We start from the raw sequence: 21,382 nt of genomic DNA on the forward strand, positions 1-21,382 counted from the left end.
AATGGTGTCAGAAAATATATTTTATAAAAAAAATAATATGGAAAAAATATTCAATGGCAAAGTGGCTATCGTTACAGGAGGAAGTTTTGGCATTGGCCGTGCCACAGCAGTCGCTTTTGCTTCCCGGGGAGCTAAAGTAGTTGTTGCAGACTGGGTGGAGGATAAAGACCAGCAAACAATGAAAATGATCAAGGCAAGTGGTGGTGAAGCAATATTTATCAAGTGCGATGTATCTGATAGCAGCGATGTGAAATCCATGACAGAGAAAACTATTTCCACATATGGCCGGATAGATTTTGCTTTTAATAATGCCGGTATTGAAGGAGCCACCGCTAATACTCATGAATGCACAGAAGAGAACTGGGACAAAACAATTGGCATCAACCTGAAAGGTGTATGGTTGTGCATGAAATATGAAATCTCCTACATGCTAAAACAGGGAAAAGGGTCCATCGTTAATTGTGCATCTGTTGCCGGGCTTATTGGACTTGTTGGTCTTCCGGTCTACGTGGCAAGTAAACATGGAGTAATAGGACTGACCAAAACAGCTGCATTGGAAAATGCAAAACAAGGCATTCGGATCAATGGGGTATGTCCCGGGGTAATTAAAACATCCATGGTTGATCGTATTACAGGCAAAGACAAAGAAGCTGAAAAAAAATTCATCGGCATGGAACCGGTGGGACGGATGGGGCACCCGGAAGAAGTTGCTGAAGCCGTGGTGTGGTTATGTTCTGATGCTGCGTCCTTTGTTACAGGCCATGCGCTGTCTGTTGACGGAGGATGGATTGCGGGCTGATGGATTTATTGCTTTAATACAGTAGACTTGGATTTGAAATAGCTATCCATTCAAAGAAAGATATTTATCAACGGCAAAAAGGGCTTTTATACTTTCAGTGCTGTCTTCCGTACTCTTTGCCCGGAGGTTATTGACTTTTGTACGTATGTTGGCACAGTAGCTTTTATAATAAATAGAATACTGCCATACAAAGAAATACAAAGAAATGCTACTTCATTCAACACATTGGTTTACCGGAAATTATCATTAAATTCTATCCAGTCGAATGGTCTTGGAGCAGGCAATAAGAAAACATTCCTGGAATGTAAATCTTCTTGACAACCCCTGAAGAATCCTGCGCCAAGGTTGGCCGCCAGGAGTTCTTTATAATCGTCGTGAGTGCCTCCCGTGGATGACCCAATACAAACCCTTTACGTCTGTTTTCCAATGGGGCAGTATCAATACAAGAATAATTTCTTCTATGAGATCATCAGCAATGGAATCAAGTTTTGCCCCAACACGCTAACTACTTTATATCGGCGTGCAAGGCAACCATCAACAGCATCTGTCAAAAATATTTCAGGCTGGTGGTTTACAATCAATAAAATCAGCAAGAAGGCAGCTATCTTGCGGTAGAGTGTTATGCCATTCACTATATAATAAGTTCGATTGAGTAAATTAGCAGAAAGCATTTTATCTTATTAGTGATAATTATTTTCATTCTGTAAAAAGCTAAAGCAATAGAAACTGATTGCCTGTATTAAAAAGCTATCTATAAAACACGTTGTCGCCGCTGATAGGTGTGATCGGGATGCCACCACTGCCGGATGCTAACTCAGCTAATCTTTTCAATCAATAAAAGTTGCATTTTTAGTAACTCTTTTATGAGCTTCAGGGGTTTCATCTCCGTATCCAAAGATGATGGAAAGATGTATTTCTTCTGATGATGGGATATGCAATTGAGGGTAGAGTTCTGTATATTTAATGTATTTTCCAAATCCAACCGGACAACTGTCCAATCCCATTGATTTTGCAGCAAGCATCATATTTTGTGCACACATGCCGATATCTAAAGCAGCCCACTCATTATCTTTTGGCGCAGTAATAAAAATTACTGCCGGAGCCTCATAAAATACATGATCTGTGATTTTGGGGAAATGTAAACCGTGAGAGAAGCGAAACAGGTTTATAATACTTTTTATAATTTTTTTTGGCCCCGCTTTAATAAATTCTTTGGCAGCTATTTTGGTTATTGCTTTTGAAAATAAATGGATGGTTTTTTTGTTGGTGACAATATAAAATTTCCAGGATTGCTCATTAAGGGCGGAGGGAGCCATTCTTCCTGCATCCAGTATCTTTTCAATAACTTTTTTATCAGCAGGCAGATCTTTGTATTTTCTTACTGCCCTTCTTTCATAGATGGTTTTTAATGTTTCGGATTTTATTTGCATTTCATTGATTACTTCTGTTTCCATTGTATAGTGTTTTAAAAAATATCACTCAGGCTTCCAGACAGGAATTGATTAAACTTCTAAATACTTTGCAACCATATCCAATAGCTCATCTCCCCGAAAGGGCTTGGTAAGGTAATCATCTGCTCCGGATGTAATTCCGTTTTTTACTTCAGATTTTTCAGCCCTGGCGGTCAAAAATATAAATGGCATTTTTTGGGTAAAGGTTTCCGTTTTCAATTTTTTGAGCACTTCAAATACATTCATATCCGGCATTTCTATATCACATATAATCAGGTCAGGCTTATTCTTAACAGCAACTGCTAACCCTGCTTTTCCAGTTTTCATGGGTTTATAAAAAAATGAACAGGTGTGCGGCATGTTGATCTTTTTCATGCCGTATCATAATCTTAACAAAATTCGCAAATAAGTAGCAAAGGCCAAATAACCACAATCAGGAAATATAGAAATTGTCATCACTTTTTTGATAGTGTCAGCGCATAAAGAACAATTAGTTTGCACCTGCCGGTTCCGGTGAAGGGAACTGAATAGTAATATACTTCCTTTATTCAGTTTGCTTGTAAATTGAATTAGCCCACCCATTATATCAAGGTACCTTTTTATGATATACAAACCCATCCCGGTACCTTGTATGCCCGGGGAATTATTTGCTCTGAAGAATGTTTGAAAAAGATGAGACTGATCTTCGTCCGGTATGCCCAAACCTTCATCTTTTACAAAATTCAACAACGTCAAGCTCGTCAATATTATTCCTTATTTTGCCATCCTCAATTTTGCCGAGGGGCAGGAAGTCATTGAGTATATCAGTAAGCGAATGTACAGATGCAATTATGCGGTCAACATGTTTCTGTATTTTTTCATTGTTTTAGTAAGTCTTTTGCCGATTTTTTTTTTCATATTCTCTTGTTACGGAATATTTTTTTTAGTATCGTGTGATTAAGACGATTCTGTGATAATTTTTGAGTGCTCCGTTGTCAACAAAAAAAACATGACCATTTTTATTTAAAACTGTTTCGATAATATCATCTATGGCATCAGGTAAAATTTTATGTGGTTTTTGCGGAGGACGCAGGTAAAGGTGATCGTCATTGTCTGCCAAAAATCCAGGGATCCTGTAATTCTTTTCTACCACTAATTTGAATCCCCTGCCTTCCTGTGCTGCCCTCCAGATGTCCTGAATATCGGTAAGACCGAGGCCTTCGCCAATTTTCTCTTCAAATTCCTTTACAACTTTTTTCGATTCGTTTTCAAGGTGAGTACGCATAGCCGGCCAGGCCAGATCAGCCAGTTGTTTTGTGTTATCATAATTATGGCTGCCGGCAATTGTATCAATAATGTGCTTGTTGTGACTGCTAACCCCCGAAAACAAAGAGAGTTCTTTTTCAACCCCCATTACGATGAGGGGCACATCCTCAGCCAGGTATGTGCCAATTAGTTTATCCATCTTTCTAAAAAAATCGCTGAACCGGATGGCTTCCAGTTGCGATTTGTCCTTTGCAAAATCTTTTAGATGAGCGTACCCGGCAAGGGATGAACTGTGGACGGGTTTTTTGTGCTCATAATCATCTTCATACTTCATCGGGAAATTATTATCCTTTATTTCCAGCAGGTTATCCCATTTGCCTTGAAAAAGACGGGCGCCCTGTTCACTTAACACTAAAACAAAATAAGGATTTGTATAATTTACTTTATATAGCAGGTCACGCATTTCAAAACTATCCGCCACTATCACTTTTTCATCTACAGCGAAGGGGAATTTCACGGAAAGCTTAAGGTCTGAAGATATATATAAACCGATTCCTTCCTCGTTGTGCATGAAATCAATGCCCTGGAATAATTCATCCATTGAAGATAGCAATGGCTTTATTTTTTCCTGCCCCGGGTATTTATAGTTCAGTAATTGTTTTGCCTTATCAACAGCTTTTTCTATTACTAATATATCTGCTCTTCGCTCAGGTGATCTGCGATGTGCCGGCACAATAATGGAAATACAAATATTTCCTTTAGCATTTTGTAACATGTGCAAATCATCATCTATCAATTTTTCTTTTGACATATATTTTTTTAAGTATTAATGGATCGCTTTTGCTTTTCTTTTTTGTTTCCCGGATTTATTTCTTTTAAATGCTTCAACTGCCTCCCATAATTTTGTATTAAGAATACTATTCTCTGTACACCAGCCACGTCTTGCAACGGAAACACCCAGTTCCATAAACTCAAACTGGTTCAGCATGTGAGCATCCGTACTGATCGTAATAATCACACCCATTCCAATAGCTTCCTTTACCAAATCATCTTTAAGGTCGAGCCGGTCTGGCTGCGCATTGATCTCAATAGCTGTTTTGGTTTCCTTAAACCATATTTGACCATCATCATACTTACAGCCAATGACTCTCATTGCTACACATGAATGGAATGCACATCTTTGAAAAGACTTTCCGGGAGCAGATTCCTGTACGGATAAATAACGGGATGAAAAAAAGAATTTAGTCAATTATTTTTCTGCAGGAATAACCAGTAGCGGGATCTTTATATGATAAGACATTTTCTTTGTCATACTTGGATAAACCAGCCTCTCAAAAAAGCTTCGCTTGTAACTTATCATTGCCAGTAGTTTTATGTCATTATTGCTGATGTATTGCTCTATGGTCTTTTCAAATTCATTGCCCGACAAATATTCCGTTACAAGACTTTGATCATGGTAACTATTTTGCAGCTTCTGCCCATATTCCACCAATTTCTTTAACCTGTCTTTGATTCCGACGGTGTACTCTGCATTTTCGGTAATGAAAAGCAGCACAAACACCTGTGCCATATTAATGGCAGCCAGTTCAAACAGGGTATCCAGTATCCCGGGCGATCCTTCAAAATGGTTCGTGGTAAACAGGATTTTATCAGGAAGATGTCCATCATATTCCAAAGGAATGGTCACTACAGGGATTTTACTCGCGCCTATTACTGCAGCTGTGCTGCTTCCCCATAATCTTTCCTTTATACCACCATTCCCTAATGTTCCCATTACAATAATATATGCTTTGCTCTGTTCTGATGATTTTATGATATTCTCTTTTACAGACCCTTCATATTGTACGACCGACACTGTGATGCGCTCTGTTTCTTCAATATTTTTTTTCAACTGGTTTAATTTTTGCAATCTTTCAGTCATCATTGCTGCTTTGAACTCTTTGTTGAGTCCCACGTAATCTGTGTATGTTGAACCGGGATGTTCATATACATTCAGAAGCACAATCTCCGCCGCCAGAACTTTAGCCATCTTTACAGAAAAATCAATTGCGTTGCCTGCATAAGGGGAAAAATCAATGGGAACCAGTATTCGCTTCATCGAAATGAATTTTATGAAAATTTAGTTTACCAATTTTAAACGGGGTATTGAAATCGTCTTAAATGCTCCTTCCGTTTCTGTTATGACATCCCGCTTGCAAATCCCGGCAATAGCTGTCTCCGGCTGCTTTTGGTGAGTCGCTGTTTTAAGGTCTCCTTTCTCTAATACTCCTGCCAATTGCGAAGACTGCTAATAACGATGTTACCGGCTTCCATAAATTTGGGTTAGACATACAAATTTATTTTGAAGTTATTGATATAAAAATGATAGCCGTCAATATGAATCGTGACGGTACTCACCAATGGCTGGCATAATCAACAGATACTCGGTGGTGCAGCTGGAACGGTTAGGCCTTTGGTGCCTCCTGCCAAAAAGGAAAAAGCGATATGTATGATGATCGCTGATATAATGGAAATCAAAGCCAACCAGTCGCGGCAGGATTTATTGTAACGTCTTTCCGGGAATTCCGGAAGGGTGGAAACCCCCGAACGGATATAGAAAGGAATAAATAACAAAGCCAATAAAATAAGTACAAAAGCAGTCATCCATTCAAAATTGCCATTCAGCAAACCTGTATCAAATCCGCTTTGGGCAAGACTTACAAGATGGATGCATGAAATATTAGTCGCAAACAATGCCAGTCCTATCATCGGCCAGCGCAACGTTTTGCCGGCTAAAAAATAATTTTCAGCAGACGTGGTTTTCTTCTTTTTTTACCTGCGCCTGCCCAAAGTCCGATCGTTACAATAAACAGGATATAAGCAATCGTGATAATGATGTCGGGAGTGCTGACCATTCTTGTTTATTTATTTAGTCGTTAGAACCGTTTTGACACTCATTTTTTAGGCAAAGTGATCAGGCCTCTTATAAAACAATTTGTGCAATCCTGGTGACAGATATGCGGCCTCCCGGCATCTTGCTGCTTATTCTTATATTAAATCACAACTGCTACCCGGCTCCTGGGGCGTTACATATGCACCATGTTCAATTTTTACCGGGTAAACAAAATGTTCTTTTAAATGCGGAATGTGTTCCAGGAATAATGCTTCATGTCCCATGGCAATATGATTAAACAATACAAGGTGCTGGTGCAATTGGCCCATGTCTCCTACATGTGGTACCACCGGTACGCCAAATTTCTTGCAAAGCAAACTGACCGTAATAAACTCGCTCACACCGCCTACACGTACGGCATCTACCTGAACGAATCCGGCACAGCCCGTTTGCAAATAGTTTTTAAATACAATACGGTTGGGAACGTGCTCACCAAGCGCCAGTTTTACTGGTGCTATGGCTTTAGCCAGTGTTTGATGTGCCAGCACATCGTCGGGGTGCGTTGGCTCTTCAACCCAGTAGGGGTTCATTTTTTTAAATTCGTTGCAGATAGCAATAGCCTGCGGCAGGGTCCATTGCTGATTGGCATCGAGCATTACCTTTGCATCTGCACCAGCAGCATCCCGCACAATATTTGCCCTGCGAATATCCCTTTGAGGGTTTGAAGAACCCACTTTTAATTTCATGGCCGTAAAGCCTTTGGCAATTGCATTTTTGCAGTTCTCTTTTACCTGGTTATCATCATAATTAAACCAACCCACCGAAGTATCATAGCCAGGGTAGCCTTTTTGTAAAATGTTCATACGGTCGAACTTGCCACTTAATTGAACATTTAGTAAATCAACCGCTTCTTCTTTTGTCAATACATCTTCCAAATAAGAAAGATCAAGGGTGTTTACTATTTGTTCGGGAGATAAATCAATGAGCAATTTCCAAAGTGGTACACCTCTTTTTTTTGCCCACAGATCATAGCATGCATTTGTAACCGAAGCCAATCCCAGGTGCACTATACCTTTGTGGGGTCCCAGCCACCTGAATTGCTGTTCATTTGACAGTTTATTAAATGTGTTACCAAAGCTGTGCATCAATTCTTCAATATCCCGGCCTTTCAGTTTCCCGGCATAAAACTGCGCAGCCCCGCACACAAGGTCGTTTCCGTCACCAAGTGTAAATGCCAAACCGGCACCGGTTTCTCCACCATCATCGGTTAGGCGGGTAACAGCATAGGAGTATTGCGGGTTTTTATGAATGGCATCGCTGCCTGCATTGGACCGGAGTGTAAATCTTTTGTCGTGTATTTCCGCTTTCTTTATCATAAAATATTCAACAGCTATTTATAATAACTTTCGGTAACCCAGTTCGGCGCCTCCGCTTACCGGCAGTATACAACCCGTGATAAATCTTGCCGAATCGCTCAATAAAAAAATAGCAACATCAGCAATTACATCGCCTCCTGGCATCCTGCCAAGGGGTTGGAGGTTGTCCAGGTATTTCACCATTTCATCCGGCTGGGGTTGCTCTTTAATCCATGCTTCCAGCATAGGTGTTTTAACGGCGGCTGGAGCAATGGCATTTACCCTTACGCCCCAGTGCGCATAGTCAAGCGCCATAGCCTTGGTTAATGCATTCACAGCCCCTTTGGTGGCAACATATGCAGCATGGTTATCCTGGCCAATAGATGCCACCAGCGAACCGGTGTTGAGTATTGTTCCTTTGGACAATTTCAAAAGATCAATACCATGTTTAGTGGTCAGTAAAATGCTTTTTACATTTACATTGAACAGGGTGTCCCATTGTTCGTCAGTAGTAGCATGCAAGGGTTGAGATGGATGAGCAATAGCAGCATTGTTGTGGATCGCGTCAAGCCTTTTGAATTTATCTGAAATGTTATCGAAAAGACTTTTCACTTCATTTTCGCTGGAAATATCGCATACCAGGTATTGATGGCCATGTCCGTTTAATAAAGAAAGTTTATCCCGATTTTCGGGGCTTTTATCAGCAATACAAACAAGGGCGCCGGCTTTGGCATAGGCCTTCGCACACTCCCATCCGATACCATCGCCGCCACCTGTTAGAAGAATAACTTTGTTAGAAAGCATTACGTTTGTTTTACTTCAATGTTCGAGATAGCAAAATTACCTGCCGGTTTTTAAAATGTATGATCCGTTATTGACAATTGCTTACTTTATATTAGCCAATTGATAAATAAATTTGAATATTGCAGCTAATATGAAACCTGTTTTTGCTAAAGTGCTGGAGGGATGGGATAATGAAGTGTATGCTACCCGGTATATTGACCGTCCTTATTTCACCACCGAATTTCATTTTCACAAGGAGTGCCAGTTGAGTTATATTTTAGAAGGTGAGGGTACAAGAATCATCGGGGATAGCGTTGAGAAATTTACGAGTGACGAATTGATCCTTTTGGGCAGCAACATTCCTCATGTATGGCACAATGAAGAAAAAAACTTAAATAAAAGAGCAAAACAAAAAAAGCATGTCAGATCTGTTGCGCTATTTTTTGATCCGGATAAATTAATTAAACTGTTATCCTGCTTTTATAATACAAAGAAACTGGAGCAAGTACTGCAAACCGCCAGAAGAGGAATAAGTTTTCACGGTTCTGCCAAAGAACAGTTGAAAGCGTTGTTATTGAAAATGGCAGATACAGAACGATCAGAAAAATTGATCTTGTTATTACAACTATTACAGATTCTATGTGTCACAAAAAAATATCAGTTGCTGGCAGGAGCAGGTTATATCAATACATACCATGCAAGGGATAATGAAAGAATTGACAAAGTGTTTAAATACCTGTTCAATAACTTTTCCACTGAAATAAAACTGGACGATGTGGCCAGCCTTGCTAATATGAATAAGCAGGCTTTTTGCCGGTTTTTTAAAGCCAGAACACAAAAAACAGTGGTGGAGTTTATCAACGAAATACGGATTGCACAGGCTATCAAACTGTTAACGGCAAAAGATGCAGCCATTAAAGCCATTGCGTATGAATGTGGATACAACAGCATTTCCAATTTCAATAAATTTTTTAAGCTTATAACTGGAAAAACACCTTCTGAGTTTAAGAGACAGGTTTGACATGCAGCACTCGCAAAGCTTTTGTAGGAATTGATAAGTGAATGAGGCAGACCTGTGAAATACCCTATGGCTGAGCAATGCCTGTGCGTTATTTAGTTTACAAAAACGTTAAGGAATTCGCATCATTAGTGTCCGGTAAAAACTGGATTGAATATATGAAAAGGAGACGGGGAAGTCACCTTTTCGGTATTTTAAGTTGCCACACAAAAAAACCGCTGATGAATAAAGGTACTTTTTTTACCAGACAGCCAATCTCTCCATCAGGTGCTAAATGTCCTTTCCCATTCAATGGTTACGCTATTGCTAGTGTAGCAATCTCTTAATAAGTATACTAACTTGCATTGTATGTCCAGTTAAAAGGTTTTGCCCTTTCCTTGTTATATGTTTTAATATATGCCATCAGTTGATCCACGAGTTATAATCCCTAAAGGCAATATCCACTAAAGGCAGAAACACAGTACAGCGGATACCGGATACTGAAGTTTGACGCGGTAATGATTGGTAAGCTATCGGAGGAAGGGAAAAGTTTTTTGACCCAGAAAAGGAAGCCGCTTTTGTAAATTGGGTTTATTTGGCTTTTTAAATAGCTTACGTTTTCATCTTTCAACCTTGAAACTTAATCACATCGAAAACAGTACAGTTTGCTTTATTGCAATACTTATTGCCATTGGGATCAATTTATTAATAAAACTGATAGTAATAGAAAGAGAAAAACCATGAAACATAATACTGTATTATATCTCATGGTTTAGGTGGTAGCCCGTACGAGAATCGAACTCGTGATTCATCCGTGAAAGGGATGCGTCTTAACCCCTTGACCAACGGGCCTTATCAATTTTGGGAGTGCAAAGATAAAGTTACAGGCATATCCCTCCAAAACTTTTTCTTAAATAGTTTTAATTCCGCTTCCCGCCGCATTTAGCGGCTTTTTTACATGCATAATATAACACAGTTTAATCATTTCTTCCCTGTTTATTGATTTCATGTCGTAAATTTGCATCTCATTTTAAAAAGCTAAACAATTGTACAATGAGCACAGTAAAAGTTGCAATTAATGGTTTCGGACGAATAGGACGGTTAGTATACCGCCAGATATATAATATGGAAGGCATTGACATAGTAGCTGTCAATGATTTAACCAGCCCCAAAGTGCTGGCGCATTTATTAAAATACGATACGGCACAGGGACGCTTTGATGCGGATGTTAAAGCAACCGAAAATTCGATTACTGTAAACGGCGATGAAATTAAGATATACGCGCAAAAAGATCCCGCACAAATTCCCTGGGGAACACACCAGGTAGATGTAGTGCTTGAATGTACCGGCTTCTTTGCCGATAAAGACAAAGCTTCGGCACACCTTACGGCTGGCGCTAAAAAAGTGGTTATATCCGCACCTGCCACAGGCGATATCAAAACCATTGTATTTAATGTAAATCATGATATTTTAGACGGTAGTGAAACGGTTATCAGTTGCGCTTCCTGTACCACCAACTGCCTGGCGCCCATGGCCGATACCTTAGACAAAAAGTTCGGTATCGTTTCGGCCTTAATGACTACCATTCACGCATACACGAACGATCAGAACACACAGGATGCCCCGCATCCCAAGGGTGATCTTCGCCGTGCAAGAGCCGCTGCGCAAAATATTGTTCCCAACAGTACCGGCGCTGCAAAAGCAATCGGTTTGGTATTACCACAACTGAAAGGAAAGTTAGACGGTACCGCACAGCGTGTGCCCGTTCTTACCGGCTCATTAACCGAATTAACCAGCATACTCGGTAAAAAAGTAACCGCCGATGAAATAAATGCCGCTATGAAAGCAGCTTCCAATGAGTCGTACGGTTATAATGAAGATGAAATTGTAAGCAGTGATATTATTGGTATGAGCTATGGTTCTCTTTTTGACGCCACGCAAACCAAGGTGTTGTCTGTAGGCGATACGCAGTTGGTGAAAACGGTGAGCTGGTACGATAATGAAATGAGCTATGTAAGCCAGTTGGTGCGCACGGTTCATTATTTTGCCAAACTGATCGGCAAATAATGTGTTTGTTTCCGGGAAACCGGAAATCATGGCGGCTTTGTTACTGCTAACCGTCTCTTTTCGGTTGGTATCTTTAAATCGTTTGTACTATGTCTAAATTCTCTTCCTGTAATTTCAAGGGTCAGAAAGCATTGGTTAGGGTTGATTTTAATGTTCCGCTCAATGATAAATTTGAAATTACGGATGATAACCGTATGCGTGCAGCCGTGCCTACCATTAAAAAAATACTGGATGATGGCGGCATGGTTATATTAATGAGTCACCTGGGTCGGCCAAAAGGAGGTCCCGAAGAAAAATATTCTTTAAAACCACTCATCAAACATTTAAGCGATCTTTTAGGCGGTATAACCGTTTTATTTGCCAACGACTGTATAGGAGAACAGGCTTACACAACGGCCGGTATGATGAAGCCGGGGGAAGTGCTGCTGCTGGAAAATCTTCGTTTTCATAAGCAGGAGGAAGAAGGAGATGAGGCCTTTGCGAAAAAACTGGCCGGACTTGCTGATATTTATGTGAATGATGCTTTTGGAACGGCGCATCGTGCACATGCTTCAACGGCAGTGATCGCTAAGTTTTTTCCGGTAGAAAAAAGAATGTTCGGACTGCTGATGGAAGGAGAGGTGAAAAGCGCTGAAAAAGTATTGCACAAGTCTGAAAAGCCGTTTACCGCTATTATTGGCGGTGCTAAAGTATCTGATAAAATACTGATCATAGAAAATTTATTAAAGAAGGCCAATGACGTCATTATTGGTGGCGGAATGGCCTATACCTTTATTAAAGCGCAGGGTGGTAAAATAGGCAATTCACTTTGTGAAGAAGACCGCCTGGATATGGCAAATGAATTATTAAAAAAGGCAGCAGATATGGGCGTAAATATTCATTTACCTTCCGATTCCATTATTGCCGATAAGTTTGATGCCAATGCAAAAGTTTCTTCTGCCCCCAGCAATAATATCCCCGATGGCTGGTTAGGTTTAGATATTGGTGAACTGGGCAGAAGTGAATTTGCCAATGTGATCAAAAAATCAAAAACGATTTTGTGGAATGGGCCTATGGGCGTTTTTGAAATGGAAAAGTTTCAGTTGGGCACCAAAGCCATAGCTGAGGCCGTAGCTGAAGCCACCGAAGACGGCGCTTATTCTTTAGTTGGTGGCGGTGATTCTGTAGCTGCCGTTAACCAGTTTGGATTTGCAGATAAAGTGAGCTATGTATCTACCGGCGGCGGCGCTATGCTCGAATATTTTGAAGGAAAAACATTACCGGGTATTGCAGCCGTTTCGGCCTTATGATTTGTAATTTGATATTTAAGATTTGAAATGGAGGGATCCTCATCCCGCATTTGCATGACATTTCATAGGGAATACAATCTCAAATTTCAAATCATAAATTTCAAATCCGTCAGTCTTCCAGCTTCAGCACGGCAAGAAAAGCTTCCTGCGGAACTTCTACATTACCAATCTGGCGCATGCGCTTTTTACCTTCTTTTTGTTTTTCTAATAATTTGCGTTTACGGCTGATATCGCCACCATAGCATTTTGCCGTAACATCTTTACGCATAGCCGAAATCGTTTCACGGGCTAGTATTTTTGCGCCAATAGCTGCCTGTATGGCTATCTGAAATTGCTGGCGGGGAACCAGCTCCTTTAATTTTTCGCAAAGCTTTCTCCCAAAGTCCTGCCCTTTACTGCGGTGGATCAATGCACTTAATGCATCTACTTTATCACCGTTTAATAAGATATCCATTTTTACAATATCGGCTTCCCGGTATCCGATGGGATGATAATCGAAAGAAGCATAACCACGGGTCTGACTTTTTAATTTATCGTAAAAATCAAATACAATTTCGGTAAGCGGCATTTCAAATGCCAGTTCCACGCGGGTAGTAGTAAGATAACTCTGGTTAATGAGCATACCTCTTTTACCGAGACATAGCGTCATTATATTGCCAATATATTCGGGTTTGGTGATGATCTGTGCTTTAATAAAAGGTTCTTCAATCCGCTCCGTTTTTACAGGATCCGGAAATTCGGTAGGATTATTTACAATAACCTTTTCTCCTTTGGTGGTATAGGCTATAAAACTTACGTTGGGTACAGTGGTAATTACCGTTTGATTAAATTCCCTTTCTAAGCGCTCCTGGATGATCTCCATATGCAGCAAGCCCAAAAATCCACAACGGAAACCAAATCCCAAAGCCTGTGATGTTTCCAGCTCAAACGTAAGAGAGGCATCATTGAGCTGCAGCTTATCCATACAATCGCGCAACTCCTCAAACTCATCGGTGTTTATTGGAAAGATGCCTGCAAATACCATGGGCTTCACTTCCTGGAAACCTTTAATAATTTCCTGTGTTGGATTAACAGATGTGGTGATGGTATCACCCACTTTTACTTCCTTCGCATTTTTGATGCCTGTAATGATATAGCCCACGTCGCCACATTTCACTTCTGCTTTTTCAGTCATCTTTAATTTTAAGATACCTATTTCATCAGCCTCGTATTCCTGGTTGGTGGAAACAAATTTTACTTTATCGCCCTTTTTAATGGAACCATTCCGGATCCTGAAATACACAATAATTCCCCTGAAACTGTTAAACACGCTATCGAAGATCAGCGCCTGCAAAGGAGCAGTGGGGTTGCCTTTTGGAGGAGGTATCCTGTTCACGATAGCATCAAGAACATCATCTACGCCAACGCCGGTACGACCGCTTGCCAGCAGAATTTCCTCAGGTTTGCAGCCAATCAGTTCAATGATCTGGTCCTTTACTTCTTCAATCATGGCTCCGTCCATGTCTATTTTATTAATAACAGGAATGATCTCCAGGTCATTATCAATAGCGAGATAGAGGTTGCTTATGGTTTGGGCCTGTATACCTTGTGTTGCGTCTACCAGTAATAAAGCACCTTCACAGGCTGCCAGTGCACGGCTTACTTCATAGCTGAAGTCTACATGTCCCGGGGTGTCAATGAGGTTAAGCGTATACTGTTCACCGTTAGGGTGCTTATAATCAATCTGGATGGCATGGCTTTTAATGGTAATCCCTTTTTCACGTTCCAGGTCCATATTATCTAAAACCTGGTCCATCATATCACGGTCGCTTATGGTATGAGTAACCTGCAGGAGGCGGTCGGCCAGGGTACTTTTACCGTGGTCAATATGTGCTATTATACAAAAATTCCGAATATGCTTCATGTACCCTGTTCCCTTAAAGCGGAACTCCTTTTTTTATTTTTTTGAACGGGCAAAGGTAAGTGTTTTGGATATCAATTTAAAGCGGGAGTTTGGAGGCATTTTTCCGATAAAGGCATAACCAAACAATGCCTGGGCTGCCTTAATCGAACCGCTTCTTTTTGAAAAAATGCATCAATTATTGAGGAGCCATTTGGAAAAGACGCAATGACCTGCCCATGCAGAAAATGGCAGATAATATACAGAAAAAATGTACTGGATCTTTGTAATAAATCTCTGCTGCAATAATGTTGCTTATTGGATTATGCTTTTCCTTTTTGGTTAACAAATTTCAGCGAATCACCGAAATGCCCATTGTTTCGCCGGTTGATAAACGTAAAAAATACATACCTGATGCAAGTCCCTGAACGGATATTCTTTCAGATGCGCTGGTGAGGCGTCCCTGTTTCACTGTTTTTCCGGAAGCGTCAGCCAGTAGCCAGTTCACTGAACCCTGCGGCTTTTGTTTTAAGCGAATGAAAAACTCATCTTTTGCCGGGTTAGGAGCAATGGTAATGGCATTTTGTTGCTTGTTTTTAAGCAGTACAATATTTGAGTATTGCCAAATTCCTGCGCTTTCCTGCCATTTTACACGATACAGATAAGCAGGTGCTTCAATATTTTTATCGTAGAAAGTATACTGCTGTTCACCGGTTGTTGCTGCAAAAGTGTAGCTGTCTATGGTAGTCCATGCGCCATTATCCGCGTTTTGACGTTCAAGATAATAGTCCATCGTTTCATTATCATTTTCAACTTTCAGTTCGAGCACATTCCTGTTGCCGGAAAGATCAGAATGGCCCGCGAAAGACAATAATTCTATTGGCAGGATCACTTCATTGCTTTTAATGAGGGCAATCTCTGCAGGCAAACCATCGGCAGGATTAAACTGAACAATAGTTTGGGTTGGTTCTGCTGATATTACGTTGGCATATTTTGAAGGTATACCGGGGAGCTTTGACCATTTGCCATAGAGTGTTAAGGTAATGGGAACTGCTGTGCTTACATTATTCACCAGGTTTAAATCAGGGTTCACCAGTGAAATACGAAGGGTGTCAATATTTACCTGCATCGTGGCAACACAGGGCACATCATTGCCTTTTAAAATATCATTGGAAACCAGGTTGTCATTGGGTAAAAAAAGACTGAAGCCGGTAACCCCGCTTGCGTTTTCGCGGATGATATGAGCGGCTGTATCCAGCTGCAGGATATCAAAAGCACGGGTAGATGAAGACTGCATATCAGCGGCAAAGGCAGTCATATCATTCTCAGTAGTATTGGGTGCAATAACATATGCATACTTAGCACTTGCCGGTGCATTGCCGTGATCGATAAACGCATTGGCAAAATTAGCCGTAGTAGTGGCGCCTGAACCCGATTGGTCGGGACTGGTTTGCGATTGCCTTTCTACATGTATGGTATTGCCCGGTAAAACATAGTAACCTGTTTTATAGGCATCAATAAGCCAGTGAGGGCTGGCTTTGTCAAGATTCTCCGACTGGGAAACCCCTGTTTTTGAAGCGCCATCTACTACCGTTGGTGTTCCGGTAGAAGATAAAGCACCCTGGAACAGAGTGGTAATGGTTTTATTGGCGTCATCGTTGTTGTTGATATTGCTGCCGAGGCAAACGATCTTATCACCAAAGCAAAAGAAGGATTTGCGGAAAATAAAGCTTGGGTTATGGGTAGCTGTAGCGGCTGTTTGCTTAAAATTTAATCCAAACATGCCGTAATCACCATGCAGGTCAGCCAGGATGACATCAGATGGTGCATTGGGTGCAGGTATTCCAAACTTCACTCCGCCGGCAAAATTGTAGGCATTTTTTTCTGCGAGGTAAGATACCGAGGCCGGCGCCATCAGTTGGGAAAAGGGCAGGATAATAGTGGTTGCTCCCGGTACTTTATTCCAGTCCCAGCCGGTAGCCGTTAAGCCACTCGCGGCAAGCCCTCCGGGATACATAATTTCAAGGGCGCCGTAGCTCTGATATCTCCCATAGCGATTGGCGCCGGTAGAGATTTCTGTTCCCCAGAAATAATTGTTAATGCCTTTTATGGTGGCTGCCCAATTATCTTTTCTGTGCATCGCCAGGGGGCTGTAGTTCATTTGCCAGAAGCCTGAAGGAAAAGGCTCTGCCGGAACGCCTGAAGGCGGTCTGTCTATTCCATATATCCGGGTGCGCATGCCTGCAACGATAGGATCAATGGAGGTATTCAGGATTTCGCCCCCAATTTGTGCCATCCTGGTAAAGAACCCACCCGAAAAGGTAATAGGAGAGAAAAAAGTATGCCTGCCGGTAAGGCTATTGGCAAATTGAATGGTATTGCACATTAAATACTGTGCATATACTACTTTTCTTAAATTTTCATATGCTTCGGCATCTATCAGAAAGTCAGTACCCCTGAATGTATACAGTACCGGATCAATAATGGCCTGAAAAGAATACGCGTACGAATTGTAATGCCCATAATGATGAAAGGTGGTTCCATCGGGCTTCATGCCATCGGTGTTTCCCTTTTGATTTTTTAAAAACCTTTCGATGTACAATTTAAGGCGCTGAAGGTCCTGAACGGCATGAGCATCATCCGGGCTAAATAAAATAACGCACAAAAAGGCGTCCTGCAATACATAAAGGTTGTCTTCATCAAAAAGCCCATCTGAATTTTCATTCCAGCCCATATTTATGCCCATGCTCCATTTCAACCAATCCCATATCTTATATCTTAAATCTTCATCAATAAAATCTTCGGCATTAATCAGAGCCTTGTAAAAAAGCATGTCATCATAGCCCCACGAATTTCCGGCAAACCACCTGCCGCTGCCGGCCGCAATACCGTTATCCAGCATCAGCTTCAGAATATTAATTGCTTTATCCCTGCTATCGGTATTGTTGTTGTGTATATAGCTCCTGGTAAAAACGGCGAACATGGTATCAATCTCCGATAAATCGGAAATGTCTTTTCCTTTAATGAGGTTTCCGTCAGGCACTATGTTGTAAGTGGCGTACAGGGCATTGGCATCACTTAATTCCGAAGCAGAAGGTGCTGTTCCCCTGTCAATAACTTTAATGCGTCCACGAATAAGGTTCAGATCATCTACCTCTTTTGCGGTAGGCTGGCTCAATGGGATCGTTGGCGTAAGTGTATCCAGTTGGTGAAAAAAATCGCTGGAATAATATGGCTCAGTGGCCAATGCAGATAAATCGGGCATTTGCCTGTCGGCATACTTCATCTCAGAAGTTCGCATGTACTGCATATTATCAATGAATATAGTGCCACTACCCGATAGCGGTGCAAGGATATGAATCTGCACTACATTCCACCAGTATGGATCATACGTTACAAGCTCTTTTATCATATCGTGACGATAGCTGCGCTGCAGTTTCCTCCACCCTTCATAATTGATGTTAAACCGGAACCGGAATTGATAAATATCCCGTTTACTCAGGAATTTCACATCGAATGTATCGGGAGATGGGGTTTCATTGTGCGCCCACATCTCGAAATGATTCTGGCCCCAAACCAGCAAATTTGCATTAATGTATTGTTGTTCCCCGGCACTAAGCTCAATAACAAGCGTATCGCCTGCCGTCCAGTCCCATTGTAAAGATTGGGTTCCCAGGCGGTAATGCCGGTCACTTATGGAAAGTGTACCCTTTTTTGCCGTGTAATTTGATGGTACGGCCCCTTCCAGGTCGGGCTGCGCATAACCAACTGTGCATGTTAATAATATTGCCAGTGCTGTAAGAATAATTTTATTTATTCGCAGGCTGGCATAGCGGATTTTGTGTAATGGCAATATTTTTTCTGTTGCAGATCTTTTTAAAAAGCAGCAATAAGGTTTAAGGTTAATTTTTTGCATGATTGGTATAATCTTCTTTCTGACCTTAGTAAATTATTGATCCTCTTAACAATATCTGAGAGGAAAGATTTAAATTTTTATCGGGAACATAAACGGTTGGTTTCAAACATTATGTATCCCTTCCGGTTAATTAAAACTCAGTTAATTTCATACGATAAGAAACCGTTCTTTTGCGTTTAACAGAGAAATTCTTAAAATGGAAATGAGGTAATGTAATTCAGGGATATGCTATGCGCCATTAAACCGTGCTTTACGTCTTTTCCGGTATTTTACCTTTTATAGAAAAAATCCCGTGCAATAATCATGCAACAATTAGTGTAAAGAGGGTTTGCCGGAATACTTACCTGGTTTAAAAGAGTCTTTATATTCAGGAGCTACCATTCAATAATTATGTTCTGAATGGTATAAACACTAATCTTTCAACCGGTTATGCATTTCGAGATATTGCCGCTTAACCATTTTTGCCGTTTTATTTTCGCCGGTATGACTCCATCCAGGGGGCTTAATTAAATACAATAATTTATTTTTGAAACCGGGTGCATGACGGATATCCTTCCACAAAACCCCAAACTCACCAAAGTTTACATCAATAAAACTGTTGGCGTTCATGGGGCGGGTAATGCCGTATTCTGGTGGCATATCTTTACGCTCATCTTCCAGTGTGCCAAAAGCCTTGTCCCATATATTCAGCAGGTTACAGAAATTGGTATCCATATACAGCGGGTTCCTGGCATGATGTACCCGGTGGTGCGAGGGTGTAAGAATGATCTTGTTTAAAAAGCCCATGCGGCCATCTTTCATAATGTTTTCGCCTACATGAATAAATGCACCCCATGTGCCGTCAATGAACATGATAAAGAAAAGCAGAGGCGGGTTTACGCCGGCAAGAATGCAGATCGTAGTCCGTATTACATCAGCATAAGGGGCTTCTAAGAAAAAATGGGTATAAGTAACCGAAAGATTCATGGTTTGAGGAGCGTGATGTGTGGAATGCAAACACCACAATATCCTTACTTTATGTGCGAGATAATGATAGATGAAATGCGAAAATTCCCATATCACATATCCGTAAATCAGCCAGTACCACGTAAACGAAGTTTTAAAGACGGCATATTTTTCAAACAATCCAATGCAAAAGGCAACAGCAGCTATGGATATGAACCGCGACACAAAGCGATTGAAAACATAAATGAGGAATGGGACTTTATAATCTTCTACTTTAAATTTTTTATACGCAGCACTCCGGATGATCTCAATAATAAGCAGTAATGGGATGAAGGGAGAGATGGCGCCGATAATTCCTTTCAGTGTTAGTAACTCTCTGTAATCGCCCGATTTGAACATATTAATAAGAGAGCCCATACCAAAAAAGCCAATAACCTCATTGTATAAAGTTTCCCAAAAGTTCATATGGTAAAAAGTTCAGGGTAAATAAATATTTAAACCAGATCCTTTGTTATGAGCAAGACTTGTTATTTTCACACAAAATTACGAACATATGGAATTGAAGCAACAATTTGAGCAGGCTGCAGCAGAAAGTAAAATGCTGCCGGAAAAACCAAGTAACGACACGTTGCTTCAACTCTATTCTTTGTATAAACAATCAACTGAAGGCGATAATACTACCGACCCTCCGTCTAATCCTTTCGATTTTGTTGCTAAAGCCAAGTACGAAGCATGGTTGGGCATAAAAGGAAAGACAAAAGAGGTGGCAATGCAGGAATATATTAACCTCGTGAATAAATTAAAAGTAAACTGATCTGATCTTTATCAGCTCATCACTCCTTTTAAATATCCTGCCGATTCAGCAATCCCGGGTAATGCGTCCTTCATATCTTTTTCAAACTCTATACTGCATACACTTTTGTATTGTATTTTACGCAATGCCTGTATTAATGCAACGAAATCTATAGCACCCCGTCCCAATTCTATTGCTTTGCCGTCTGCTTTTGGGGCAGTAACATCTTTAATGTGCAGGTCAAAAATTCTTGCCGCATAATCTGTCACGGCCTTTTCAGGTTTCGCTCCTGCACGAAATGCATGTCCTATATCCAAACATAGTCCCATGCGTTTGTCCATTTTGCTGATGCGGTCATACACATCTTTAGGAGCAGGATACAATTTATCTTCCGGTCCGTGATTATGAATAGCCATCCTGATATTATATTCCTTTACTTTTTTTTCTGTATACTGCAGTAAATCATAACCCGGAACGCCAATGATCAGATTTACACCGACCCGCTTTGCATAATCAAAGGCGCGATCAACTTCCGCTTCCGTTTTCATGTAAATAACCCCTACTGTATATACCTGTATGCCGCCACTTTTAAATTTGGCCAATACTTCATCAATTGTTTCCTGCGAACTGTTTAGCGGGAGATGAAAATCTTTAACAGAAAGATTACTTATTCCCACACGGTTCATCATAGCAATGGTTTGATCAATATTGTAATTAACAAAAGAATAACCCGCCATTCCTGTTTGTAAAAATTCTTTTTTCATCATTAACTTATTCCGCATAGTATTTGCAGCACCTGCAAATGGCAGCAGGGAAGAGGCAGACAAAGCAATGGCAGATGTTTGAATGAAATTTCTTCTTGATGACATGAATTTTATTTTTATAAATTGAAATTAAGGTAAGCAATTTTTTCAGAATGCCAATATCATGCTTTGATTTGCCGTTTGGCATATGATCTTTAAATTTACAGGAGGATATGTACAGTTGATGA

18 protein-coding genes and 1 tRNA gene are annotated in these 21,382 nt (G+C 40.7%); 5 read left to right on the forward strand and 14 right to left on the reverse strand.

Going from position 1 to position 21,382, the window contains the following annotated elements:
- Nucleotides 1-37 precede the first annotated feature (37 nt).
- On the forward strand, nt 38-799 hold the full coding sequence (locus tag FRX45_RS18730) for an SDR family oxidoreductase (protein WP_152270010.1): 762 nt from the start codon (nt 38-40) through the stop codon (nt 797-799).
- 827 nt (nt 800-1,626) lie between these two features.
- Here the strand turns inward: FRX45_RS18730 and FRX45_RS18740 are convergent.
- The 9 genes from FRX45_RS18740 to FRX45_RS18780 all read right to left on the reverse strand — a co-directional run bounded on the left by FRX45_RS18740 (nt 1,627) and on the right by FRX45_RS18780 (nt 8,526).
- Complete coding sequence (locus FRX45_RS18740) at nt 1,627-2,253, reverse strand: nitroreductase (protein WP_152270011.1); 627 nt, start codon at nt 2,251-2,253, stop codon at nt 1,627-1,629.
- A gap of 48 nt (nt 2,254-2,301) precedes the next feature.
- Entirely contained in the window at nt 2,302-2,577 is a 276-nt protein-coding gene (locus tag FRX45_RS18745) for a response regulator (RefSeq protein WP_193311774.1), read from the reverse strand.
- A gap of 54 nt (nt 2,578-2,631) precedes the next feature.
- Entirely contained in the window at nt 2,632-2,994 is a 363-nt protein-coding gene (locus FRX45_RS23890) for a sensor histidine kinase (protein ID WP_394350039.1), read from the reverse strand.
- 178 nt (nt 2,995-3,172) lie between these two features.
- Complete coding sequence (locus tag FRX45_RS18755; RefSeq protein ID WP_152270013.1) at nt 3,173-4,306, reverse strand: baeRF3 domain-containing protein; 1,134 nt, start codon at nt 4,304-4,306, stop codon at nt 3,173-3,175.
- A gap of 15 nt (nt 4,307-4,321) precedes the next feature.
- Nucleotides 4,322-4,648, reverse strand: coding sequence for a PHP domain-containing protein (locus tag FRX45_RS18760; protein ID WP_152270014.1), 327 nt, complete (start codon nt 4,646-4,648; stop codon nt 4,322-4,324).
- Between the two features lie 96 nt (nt 4,649-4,744).
- On the reverse strand, nt 4,745-5,593 hold the full coding sequence (locus FRX45_RS18765; protein WP_152270015.1) for a universal stress protein: 849 nt from the start codon (nt 5,591-5,593) through the stop codon (nt 4,745-4,747).
- Nucleotides 5,594-5,907: 314 nt separating this feature from the next.
- Nucleotides 5,908-6,243, reverse strand: a complete 336-nt coding sequence (locus FRX45_RS18770; RefSeq protein WP_262884216.1) for a sodium:solute symporter family transporter — start codon at nt 6,241-6,243, stop codon at nt 5,908-5,910.
- Nucleotides 6,244-6,522: 279 nt separating this feature from the next.
- Nucleotides 6,523-7,743, reverse strand: coding sequence for an enolase C-terminal domain-like protein (locus FRX45_RS18775; protein ID WP_152270016.1), 1,221 nt, complete (start codon nt 7,741-7,743; stop codon nt 6,523-6,525).
- Nucleotides 7,744-7,761: 18 nt separating this feature from the next.
- Nucleotides 7,762-8,526, reverse strand: coding sequence for an SDR family NAD(P)-dependent oxidoreductase (locus FRX45_RS18780; protein WP_152270017.1), 765 nt, complete (start codon nt 8,524-8,526; stop codon nt 7,762-7,764).
- 130 nt (nt 8,527-8,656) lie between these two features.
- Here FRX45_RS18780 and FRX45_RS18785 point away from each other — a divergent pair, with 130 nt between their 5' ends.
- A complete protein-coding gene (locus FRX45_RS18785) occupies nt 8,657-9,526 on the forward strand; it encodes an AraC family transcriptional regulator (protein ID WP_152270018.1) in 870 nt (289 codons plus the stop codon).
- A gap of 753 nt (nt 9,527-10,279) precedes the next feature.
- On the opposite strand, the gene FRX45_RS18790 is transcribed toward FRX45_RS18785, so the two are convergent.
- Nucleotides 10,280-10,354, reverse strand: a tRNA-Glu gene (locus FRX45_RS18790).
- A gap of 201 nt (nt 10,355-10,555) precedes the next feature.
- Here FRX45_RS18790 and gap point away from each other — a divergent pair.
- Nucleotides 10,556-11,569: a type I glyceraldehyde-3-phosphate dehydrogenase gene (gene gap, locus FRX45_RS18795; protein WP_152270019.1), complete on the forward strand. Its 1,014-nt coding sequence runs from the start codon at nt 10,556-10,558 to the stop codon at nt 11,567-11,569.
- A gap of 89 nt (nt 11,570-11,658) precedes the next feature.
- Nucleotides 11,659-12,858, forward strand: coding sequence for a phosphoglycerate kinase (locus FRX45_RS18800; RefSeq protein ID WP_152270020.1), 1,200 nt, complete (start codon nt 11,659-11,661; stop codon nt 12,856-12,858).
- A 109-nt stretch (nt 12,859-12,967) separates the two neighbouring features.
- On the opposite strand, the gene lepA is transcribed toward FRX45_RS18800, so the two are convergent.
- From lepA to FRX45_RS18815, 3 genes are all read right to left on the reverse strand, one after another.
- Complete coding sequence (gene lepA / locus FRX45_RS18805) at nt 12,968-14,761, reverse strand: translation elongation factor 4 (protein ID WP_152270021.1); 1,794 nt, start codon at nt 14,759-14,761, stop codon at nt 12,968-12,970.
- A 328-nt stretch (nt 14,762-15,089) separates the two neighbouring features.
- The gene (locus FRX45_RS18810) at nt 15,090-18,653 is read right to left on the reverse strand and encodes a chondroitinase family polysaccharide lyase (RefSeq protein WP_152270022.1); all 3,564 of its coding nucleotides are present in this window, start codon (nt 18,651-18,653) and stop codon (nt 15,090-15,092) included.
- Between the two features lie 411 nt (nt 18,654-19,064).
- Entirely contained in the window at nt 19,065-20,063 is a 999-nt protein-coding gene (locus tag FRX45_RS18815; protein WP_152270023.1) for a sterol desaturase family protein, read from the reverse strand.
- Between the two features lie 88 nt (nt 20,064-20,151).
- On the opposite strand from FRX45_RS18815, the gene FRX45_RS18820 reads away from it, so the two are divergent.
- A complete protein-coding gene (locus FRX45_RS18820; protein ID WP_152270024.1) occupies nt 20,152-20,412 on the forward strand; it encodes an acyl-CoA-binding protein in 261 nt (86 codons plus the stop codon).
- A gap of 11 nt (nt 20,413-20,423) precedes the next feature.
- Here FRX45_RS18820 and FRX45_RS18825 read toward each other — a convergent pair whose 3' ends face one another.
- Nucleotides 20,424-21,260, reverse strand: coding sequence for a sugar phosphate isomerase/epimerase family protein (locus tag FRX45_RS18825; RefSeq protein WP_152270025.1), 837 nt, complete (start codon nt 21,258-21,260; stop codon nt 20,424-20,426).
- Nucleotides 21,261-21,382: the final 122 nt, after the last annotated feature.

The sequence above is a fragment of the Agriterribacter humi genome (assembly GCF_009192765.1).
Taxonomy (GTDB): Bacteria; Bacteroidota; Bacteroidia; order Chitinophagales; family Chitinophagaceae; genus Agriterribacter; species Agriterribacter humi.